Source organism: Kiritimatiellales bacterium, from assembly GCA_041656295.1.
Lineage (GTDB): Bacteria > Verrucomicrobiota > Kiritimatiellia > Kiritimatiellales > Tichowtungiaceae > Tichowtungia.
Genome location: JBBADV010000037.1, coordinates 1 through 7,978 on the forward strand (window position 1 = coordinate 1; position 7,978 = coordinate 7,978).

Below are 7,978 nucleotides of genomic sequence, written 5' to 3' on the forward strand. Positions count from 1 at the left end.
CGCTCTTGACTCCAGACTCATCGTTTCCATCCCTCCAGCAACAGGGTGTCATCCTTATGAGTCAACGAAACAATCCGCCCCCCTCTGCGGCCCGTGCTTCGGTGTCTTTTTTTATGAGTCAATTCGCACGGCGGCAAGCGGATGATAGTGCGCCGCTGTCATCGTTTGATCGTCAAGCGACATTCGTACATCAGCCTCCGGGTGAAAATAATCCGGCATAAACAGACCGTCCTCGTCATCATCACCGATCTCCAGCCATTCGCCGGCATACAGCGGATGCCCTGTTGTTAACAGGAAAACTCCGCCGGATTTCAGCAGCGCCGCAGCATCCGCAATCACCTTCACCGGATTCGCCGCAAACGGCAGCGCGTACGTTGAATGGATAAAATCGAAGACCGGTTTATTGCCCAGGTTCTCGCTCAGTAAGTCCATCGACATGCACCGGAAATCGACATTCACATTTTCAGCGCCGGCAATTTTTCTGCCGGCAGCAAGCTGTTTTTGCGAAATATCAATTGCTACACACTCTGCATTGCACTTTGTTAAAAAAATTGAATTCTGCCCGGCACCGCAGCCAATCTCCAGACACCTTCGGTTTTCGACCGGCGGCAGAAGATTCAAAACTGAATCGCCGCAAATCAGCGGACCGTAATGGAAGTCGTTCGTTGAAATTCGCGTTTCGCGCTGATAAATCTCCGCCAGATCATTCCAGTAGCGTGCGCTGCTTTTATCCGTATTGTGCTTAAAATTCATATTCATCCCGTGCAAACACCAGCCCGCCCCATTCGCTGTCGCAGTCGCGCACTTTTTCATGTCCGCCGAGCTGCACAAATGTATCGGCCACGCTGTCGAGCTCCACTTCGCGTATCCCGGTGAGCATAAGATATTTTCCGGCAATACGCAAAAGAGTCGGCGCATGATCAATCAGCAGCGATGCATAGAGGTTGGCACAGACAATATCAAATTTTTCGTCCGGCCAGCCATCAGTCATATCGTGCTGCCGGAATTCAGTGTGTTCCGTTACGCCGTTTTCTTTTGCGTTGATTTTTGACTGCTCAATGCAAACCGGATCGAAATCTGTGCCGACTGCTTTTTTAACGCCCAGTTTCGCCGCTGCGATTGCCAGGATTCCGGTGCCGGTACCAATATCCAGCATCGTCTTCGCACCGCTCGCCGGCACAAAACGATCAAGCTGCTCCAGGCAAAAACGCGTTGTAAAATGGTTTCCGGTACCGAAACTCAGTCCCGGATTGATTACCAGTTCAATGCGATCGCTTTCGCCGGCGAGCCACGGCGGGCACACCCGTAAATACTGTCCAATATCCATCGGCTGAAAATGTTTTTTCCAGCTTTCCGTCCACTCCTCGGCGGCATATTCACGGATTGAACTGGCCTTCACCGGAAAGTCCGGTAACACACGCAGCGCCAGTTCTGCTTCAACCGTATTGTTCAGATAAATTTCGAGCGCAACATCCATACTGCCCGGCTTCTTTAATTCAACCACCGTCCTGCCGAGATGCTCTATCACCCAGTCGCTGATCTGTTCCGCAGACGTCTGCGCAACGACCAGCGTGAGAATTGCCCCGCCGTTTTGATTTTCTTTTTGCATAAATAAACCACTCAGTAACACTAATCGGCACTAATAGAGAGGATTCGTGAGAATTAGTGAAGATTCATGGTTAACTATTTTTCCCGATGCGCTATTTTTATTCAATATGAAAACGGTTGTTGCAGAAACGGTCATGCTTGGAGCCGAAGTGTTTAAAACGATCGGCGACGTTACAGTGATTCCCGACCGCGAAATCGGGCCGGCGCAAATCGCAGCGGCGGATGTTTTGATTATCCGTTCACCGACGCGCGTCACACGTGAACTGATTGCCAACTCGTCTCTAAAATTCATTGGCACGGCCACTGCCGGATTTGAGCACATCGACACCGCCGCTGTTGAGGAATGCGGTATACAATGGAGCGCCGCGCCGGGATGTAACGCCGACAGTGTTGCTGATTACATCACCGCTGCGCTGTTCAAACTGAATATTGAACTCGCCGGCAAAACCATTGGCATTATCGGCGTCGGAGAGGTCGGTTCACGCGTTGCAAAACGCGCCGCTGCACTTGGACTGAACATCCTGCTGAACGATCCGCCGCGCGCTGAAAAAGAAACTTCCGGCGATTTTACGCCGCTCGAAACACTGCTCGCTGAAGCTGATATTGTTACGCTCCACACGCCGTTAACCGCCGGCGGGAAATGGCCGACGCTGCACCTTGCCGATGAAAAATTTTTCGCTGAAATAAAATCCGGCGCAGTTTTCATTAATGCCGCCCGCGGGAAAATTGTTGATGATGCTGCGCTGCTAAATGCCAGCCGCGCCGGGAAAATTTCTAAAACCGTCCTCGACGTCTGGGATCCGGAACCGCAAATCCCGGCGGAACTGCTCCATATCGCCGCCATCGGCACTCCGCATATCGCCGGACATTCTTTCGAAGGTAAACTCAATGGAACTATGCAGATGTATCAAGCAGTCTGTGGGCATTTCAATATTCCGGCTACCTGGAATCCGGCACCGGTGCTGCCGCCGGTTGACGTACCGGAATTAACGATTGATTCGCGCGGCAAAACAGATTTAGAGGTGATTGCTGAAGCCGTTGCCGGCATTTATGACATTACCAGAGACTGTTTAACTGCCGAAACCGTTTCACAGTTTGACATACTCCGGAAAAACTATCCGGTCCGGCGCGAGCTGAAAAATACCGTCGTGCACCTTTCCGAACATCGACCTGAACTTACCGCGCGGCTAATTGGCGCCGGATTTGGATCGGAGGCGCCGCACCGGCGTTGACTGTGCACGCATCGCGTCCGACAGACGTACTGACTTACCGATATGTAAACAGTTGCTTTACCGAAACATCTTCACCGGTTCTGGCAGAAACCGCCGCCGCAATTTTGTCCTGAATATTTTTGGTTAACCGGCGGCCTTTCCGGCCTTTTTGAACCTGTTTATACGTTAATCCGTTTTTTGATGCCGCAACCAGATCATGGTTTTTTAATCCATGGGCATTCATCCATTCATCCAGCGGCTGCAGCCCGAACTCCATGGTGTTACCGGCGGAATCGGTGCCTGCATCAATTTTATTTTTTCCTGAATTCATTGCAGAAGATCTTTCAGTGTTTTTTGATCGAGATTTTTCATACTGGTGCCGATGATTTCGCCGAATATCGAAATGTTTTTTGTCATACCAAGCTGTTCCGGTCCGGCACCATCATTCATTACAGCATCGACAATGACGCGGGCTGAAATTTTCTCAGGATTGCGCTGCAGAACATAACCGCCGGGATGTTCGGCCGATTCAGTCAGCAGTCCGCAGCCGGAAAGAACGTGAATAACATCATTAATTAAACGGATTGGAATCCGGTTGCTTATGCCGTATGCAGCAGCATTAAAAAGTCCGTCTCCGCGTTCAAATGAGTCCGCAGTGTTTTTCATGATGGCGAATGCCAGGAAAAGCCGTGCGCGCGTGCTGGGTGAAACGGCGAGGCGTTCGCGCGAATAAGTGGTGGCATTCTGAATTGAAAACGAAACCTCGGCACCCATCAGCAGAATCATCCAGGTAATCTGTACCCAGAAAAGGAAGAGCGGAATTGCGGCGAGAGTTCCGTAAATCCGGTTATATTTGCTAACACCGATTCCGAGTTTAATAATTGCCAGCTGAAACAGGATAGCAATCAGTGCGGCGATAAATGCGCCGGTGAGAGCGGCGGAGATTTTAACTTTGGTGTTCGGCAGAAAAACATAAATGACGATGAATGCAAGCGTCATGATCAGAGTCGGCAGAAGTTTCAGTGAAAATGTCATGACGGGGCCCATCCACTCAATTTGTTCTGCGAAGCCCTGCAGTACCGGCACGCCGGCAGATGCAATTCCGATGAGAATCGGCGCAACGACAATCACGACAATATAGTTGCGGATTTTATCAATCAGCGGGCGCGGCGTTTTTACTCCCCAGACCAGATTAAATGTCTCTTCAATCCGGCTAAGCATTTTAATGGCCACCCATAGAAACAGAACTGTACTGATTGATCCCACTGCCCCGGCACTGGCGGATTCCACCGTGGCAAGCAAGTGTTCAATTCCTGAAAGGACTGTATCCGGCAGGCCGTAACCGGTTGCGGTGCGCATAATTTTTTCACTCGCCAGCTCAAAGCCAAAAACTTTTCCAACTGCAAGCACGATCACCAGCAGCGGCACAAGCGCCATAACAAACGTGAAGGTGAGCGCGGAGGCATGGAGCGGACAATTGTCCTCTTTAAACCCGCTGATCACCAGCATAAGAATACGCAGCAGTTTCAATCCGGCCTGTTTGTGCGGCGGCAATATTTCAGCGTCAATGTCCCATAAACCTTCATTTAGAAATTTTTTTAACTTGGCAAATTTTCCGGTGCTCATAACTCCATCCTTTTCATTTGTACGGACTGTAACGGCCGGCGACGCGGAAATAAACCCCAAAAACAGTTTCACTGCCACGGTTTCTGTGGCTTAATTGACATAAGCAGAAAGGATTTTTCATGAGCGATCAGCCATCCAAACTAAGCGATGTAAAAATGGAGCTTAGTAATTTTTACCGCGAAGAAAATTATACCGATTTGAAAACCGGCAGTATCCGCAAGCTTGTACCGGTGAATTCCGACGGCAGGGAAGATACCGCGCGCGCCGCCGTATTCAGCGGTCATACGCAGATCATGACACCGCACGGCCCGATTCCCGTGCAGGGGGCCATTGAAGCGCAAACACTCGCCGAAGCCGTTGAAAAATTTCCAATGGCAATGGAAGCGGCCATGAATACAATGGTTGAAGAAGCGCAGCGTTTCCAGCGCGAACAGGCCAGCAAAATCGTAACGCCGGCAGATCTGCAAAAGGAAAGCGGATTGATAATCTGAGGCAGCAGGCGCTAGGCAATTAGTTTTGTGGAAGCTCGCGAACAGTTTTTTATATTATTACGCGAAGCCGTTACCGGCGGAACGTTCATTCGCTTAACACTGAGTAAAAATGCCGGCGCTGATCCGGCGCTGAAAACAATTATCGTTCGACCGGTTGAACTCAAAGGAACAGCGCAATTCAATTTTGTTTTCCGGTACCGGACGCGCGATATCACCAAAAATTTTCCCGCGCAAGATGCCATCAAACTGATTGAAGAAAACGCCGGCGAGGTTTTTAGAAACATTCACCTGCAAACAAATGCCGGCACTGTACAACTGCTGTTCAGCCGGAAAGGAAAACCGTCGTTTGCATTTAAAGCAAAACAAATCGCCGGAAAAGCTTCCGGCGAACATGACCGGCAGAAAAAACGAATGATTGATCCGGCGCGTCCGTTTTTAAAAGAACTCGGCGTGACGAATGCCGCCGGCAATGTTCTGCCGGCGATGACACGTAAGTGGAAACAGATCAACGCATTTCTTGAAGTCATTGAGCGCGCAATGAAAGAGTCGGATAGGGACAGCAACCCCTTGCTGTCCGAAAATTCCGGCGCGCAAGAGCCTGCGCGCCCTACCTTAAATGTCGCCGATTTCGGCGCCGGCAAAGGTTATTTAACCTTTGCAGTCCACGATTATTTAAATTCGCGCAATATCAAAGCGCATGTCACCGGAATTGAACTGCACGCCGATCTGGTGGATTTTTGCAACGGTGCTGCCGAAAAATTGAATCTGAACCATATTCAATTCCGGCAAGGCGACCTAAACAGTGTTGTACCGGAGACGTTAAACATCATGATTGCACTGCACGCGTGTGATACGGCAACGGACATTGCAATGTACACCGGTGTGCGCACAGGCGCGGAAATTATTCTTTGCGCACCGTGCTGCCATAAAGAACTTCGTCCGCAAATTAAAATTCCGGCGGTACTCAAACCGGTACTGATTCACGGCGTTCATCTGGGGCAGGAAGCCGATATGATCACTGATTCAATGCGCGCGCTGTGCTCACAACCGCCGGTTATAATGTACAAATATTCGAGTTTATTTCACCGGAACATACCGGTAAAAATAAAATGCTCCTGGCTGTAAAACGAAAAACTCCGGTGCCGGATAAACAACGCGCCGCACGCCAGCAGCTGACTGCATTGAAAGAATTTTACAGAATCCAGATGCAGTATTTGGAACAATTAATGCAGAACGAGCGTTAAGCCTATCCTGAGTTATAAATTCGAAAGTTTATTCAGAACGCATTGTTCCAGCCAGGCAGGGGATTTGTTGTCGATGAGTTAGACACAATTTTCTATCGTGAAAATAATCTGAAAATTTCCTAGTATTCGAATACAATATTTGAAAAACATTCTTATACCATATATGAAGGAGGATGCGGTATGAGTCTGATTGATTTTGACGCGTGGATGAATAGTGCTACTCGTTACCCTTTAGGTTGGGGCCCACCACGCCGAAGTTTGCTGTCAGGATTGCTAGCCCCAGCTCGAATAAAGATTCAACGCCGATTATCAGAAAAGGGCGATGCCTTGTCACAATACGTTTTGGGACGAGCTTACGTGCTTGGTGATGGAGTGAGCGAAAATCTCGTGGAAGGGTATGTTTGGGTTTATATAGCATGGCGAAGAATTCCAGAGTATCTTGAAGATGAAGTTCAAGATGTCCTTTTTCAAATAGAAGAACGAATGACTTATGATCAACAGCATACAGCTATGAAGTATATTCAACTTTACGAAAAAAAATTCCGAACAAGCTTTCTTGCTCCTATTCGTGGCACCATAATTCCTGAACCGTATTATTCGAATTTGCGACGCAACCAAGGTGAAAAAGTTGAATCTTGAGATTCGCGTGGAGAACGGTTTTTTAGTTAAGAACAAGAGCCAATTAGCAACCCTAATAAGATAATACCAATAAGAAATGGCAATGTTTGTATCATAAGTTGTAATAAACATCCTGTCGTGGCAGCACCACCAACAGCAGCAGCTCCGGCAGCTTCTCGAACACGTTCTTTCGGATCACTGTTACGAGAACTAATGTAGGAAAATAATCCAAAAATAATTGCGCCACCTAAAATAATGGAAAGAATGATACCCATATATGTTCTCAGTTTTAAATAGATCGAAGATTACATCGGCTATTATACTCTTTCAAAATCAAACGGCATTTTTGTTTCCCAGAATTTATTTTCAGGTAATCCAAACTGATAAACTCTAACAGCAGTTTTTATTATGAGAATGTGTCCTTGAAAAAGGAAGTCTCCGCTTGAACGAATTTTCAACTTTGCTGATTCGATGTCGGGATAATGAATAATCCAGTTCCCAAAAGTGAGATAAGTATCGAAAATTTTTAAAAAACCTCGTCTTGCGAATGCCCATTTTGGCGAAAAGTCGGGAAGAAATGAAAATTCATTTGTTGCTACCGCTCTTGCTAAACATACATGTTTTAAATGAGGATCATTATGTTTATTAACAAAAGATTCCGCGGAAGAAAACTCTTGTGCGGCATCTTTTAACCAGCTTTTTAGGTCGGACAATCTTGTTGTATTTTTATCCATATGTTTTCCCCGTATTTAAATAGTTATTCAATTTAGTTTCTTAACTTGAATTTGAAATTCAAAATCTAGCGTATCCATGCTACTCAATACCGTCAGTGAGTGACTTCTTTTGCCTGACTCCTATACACAGGAACACCGCTGAGTTTTGCCGCAGTTTTTTGTGATTCCTAGAGTTCTTCAGCGTCCACGAATCAATTTATCGATTTCTATCGCAGGCGCAAGCCAATTCCTTTATATTCAATATAATGCGAATTGACTCATAAAAAAAGAGACCGAAGCACGGGCCGCAGAGGGGGGCGGATTGTTTCGTTGACTCATAATGATGACACCCTGTTGCTGGAGGGATGGAAACGATGAGTCTGGAGTCAAGAGCGCAGGATCTGCGGGTTCAATGCCGCAGATATAAAACGGCGGGCAAGGCGTATAAATCGCGCCTGATTGATGAG

General features: G+C 47.6%; 10 protein-coding genes. 4 read left to right on the top strand and 6 right to left on the bottom strand.

The window, feature by feature from the left end:
* Positions 1–111: 111 nt before the first annotated feature.
* Together WC959_12665 and WC959_12670 are read right to left on the bottom strand one after the other, a co-directional pair.
* Positions 112–753, bottom strand: coding sequence for a class I SAM-dependent methyltransferase (locus WC959_12665; GenBank protein MFA5689967.1), 642 nt, complete (start codon positions 751–753; stop codon positions 112–114).
* Positions 743–1,609, bottom strand: coding sequence for a 50S ribosomal protein L11 methyltransferase (locus WC959_12670; protein MFA5689968.1), 867 nt, complete (start codon positions 1,607–1,609; stop codon positions 743–745). Before WC959_12670 ends, WC959_12665 begins: the two co-directional genes overlap by 11 nt.
* A gap of 106 nt (positions 1,610–1,715) precedes the next feature.
* Here WC959_12670 and WC959_12675 point away from each other — a divergent pair, with 106 nt between their 5' ends.
* Positions 1,716–2,840 carry a 4-phosphoerythronate dehydrogenase gene (locus WC959_12675; protein MFA5689969.1) on the top strand — a complete coding sequence of 375 codons (1,125 nt, stop codon included), beginning with the start codon at positions 1,716–1,718 and terminating at the stop codon, positions 2,838–2,840.
* Between the two features lie 34 nt (positions 2,841–2,874).
* Here the strand turns inward: WC959_12675 and WC959_12680 are convergent, their stop codons facing one another.
* Positions 2,875–3,150: a hypothetical protein gene (locus tag WC959_12680; protein ID MFA5689970.1), complete on the bottom strand. Its 276-nt coding sequence runs from the start codon at positions 3,148–3,150 to the stop codon at positions 2,875–2,877.
* Complete coding sequence (locus tag WC959_12685) at positions 3,147–4,445, bottom strand: YihY/virulence factor BrkB family protein (GenBank protein MFA5689971.1); 1,299 nt, start codon at positions 4,443–4,445, stop codon at positions 3,147–3,149. The genes WC959_12680 and WC959_12685 overlap by 4 nt, the downstream gene beginning before the upstream one ends.
* A 119-nt stretch (positions 4,446–4,564) precedes the next feature.
* Here WC959_12685 and WC959_12690 point away from each other — a divergent pair, with 119 nt between their 5' ends.
* The 3 genes from WC959_12690 (at position 4,565) to WC959_12700 (ending at position 6,819) form a co-directional block, all read left to right on the top strand.
* Positions 4,565–4,936 carry a hypothetical protein gene (locus tag WC959_12690; protein MFA5689972.1) on the top strand — a complete coding sequence of 124 codons (372 nt, stop codon included), beginning with the start codon at positions 4,565–4,567 and terminating at the stop codon, positions 4,934–4,936.
* A gap of 27 nt (positions 4,937–4,963) precedes the next feature.
* Positions 4,964–6,061: an SAM-dependent methyltransferase gene (locus WC959_12695; GenBank protein MFA5689973.1), complete on the top strand. Its 1,098-nt coding sequence runs from the start codon at positions 4,964–4,966 to the stop codon at positions 6,059–6,061.
* A 299-nt stretch (positions 6,062–6,360) separates the two neighbouring features.
* Entirely contained in the window at positions 6,361–6,819 is a 459-nt protein-coding gene (locus tag WC959_12700; GenBank protein ID MFA5689974.1) for a hypothetical protein, read from the top strand.
* Positions 6,820–6,845: 26 nt separating this feature from the next.
* Here WC959_12700 and WC959_12705 read toward each other — a convergent pair whose 3' ends face one another.
* Together WC959_12705 and WC959_12710 are read right to left on the bottom strand one after the other, a co-directional pair.
* Complete coding sequence (locus tag WC959_12705; protein ID MFA5689975.1) at positions 6,846–7,073, bottom strand: hypothetical protein; 228 nt, start codon at positions 7,071–7,073, stop codon at positions 6,846–6,848.
* A 42-nt stretch (positions 7,074–7,115) separates the two neighbouring features.
* A complete protein-coding gene (locus tag WC959_12710) occupies positions 7,116–7,532 on the bottom strand; it encodes a hypothetical protein (protein MFA5689976.1) in 417 nt (138 codons plus the stop codon).
* Positions 7,533–7,978: the final 446 nt, after the last annotated feature.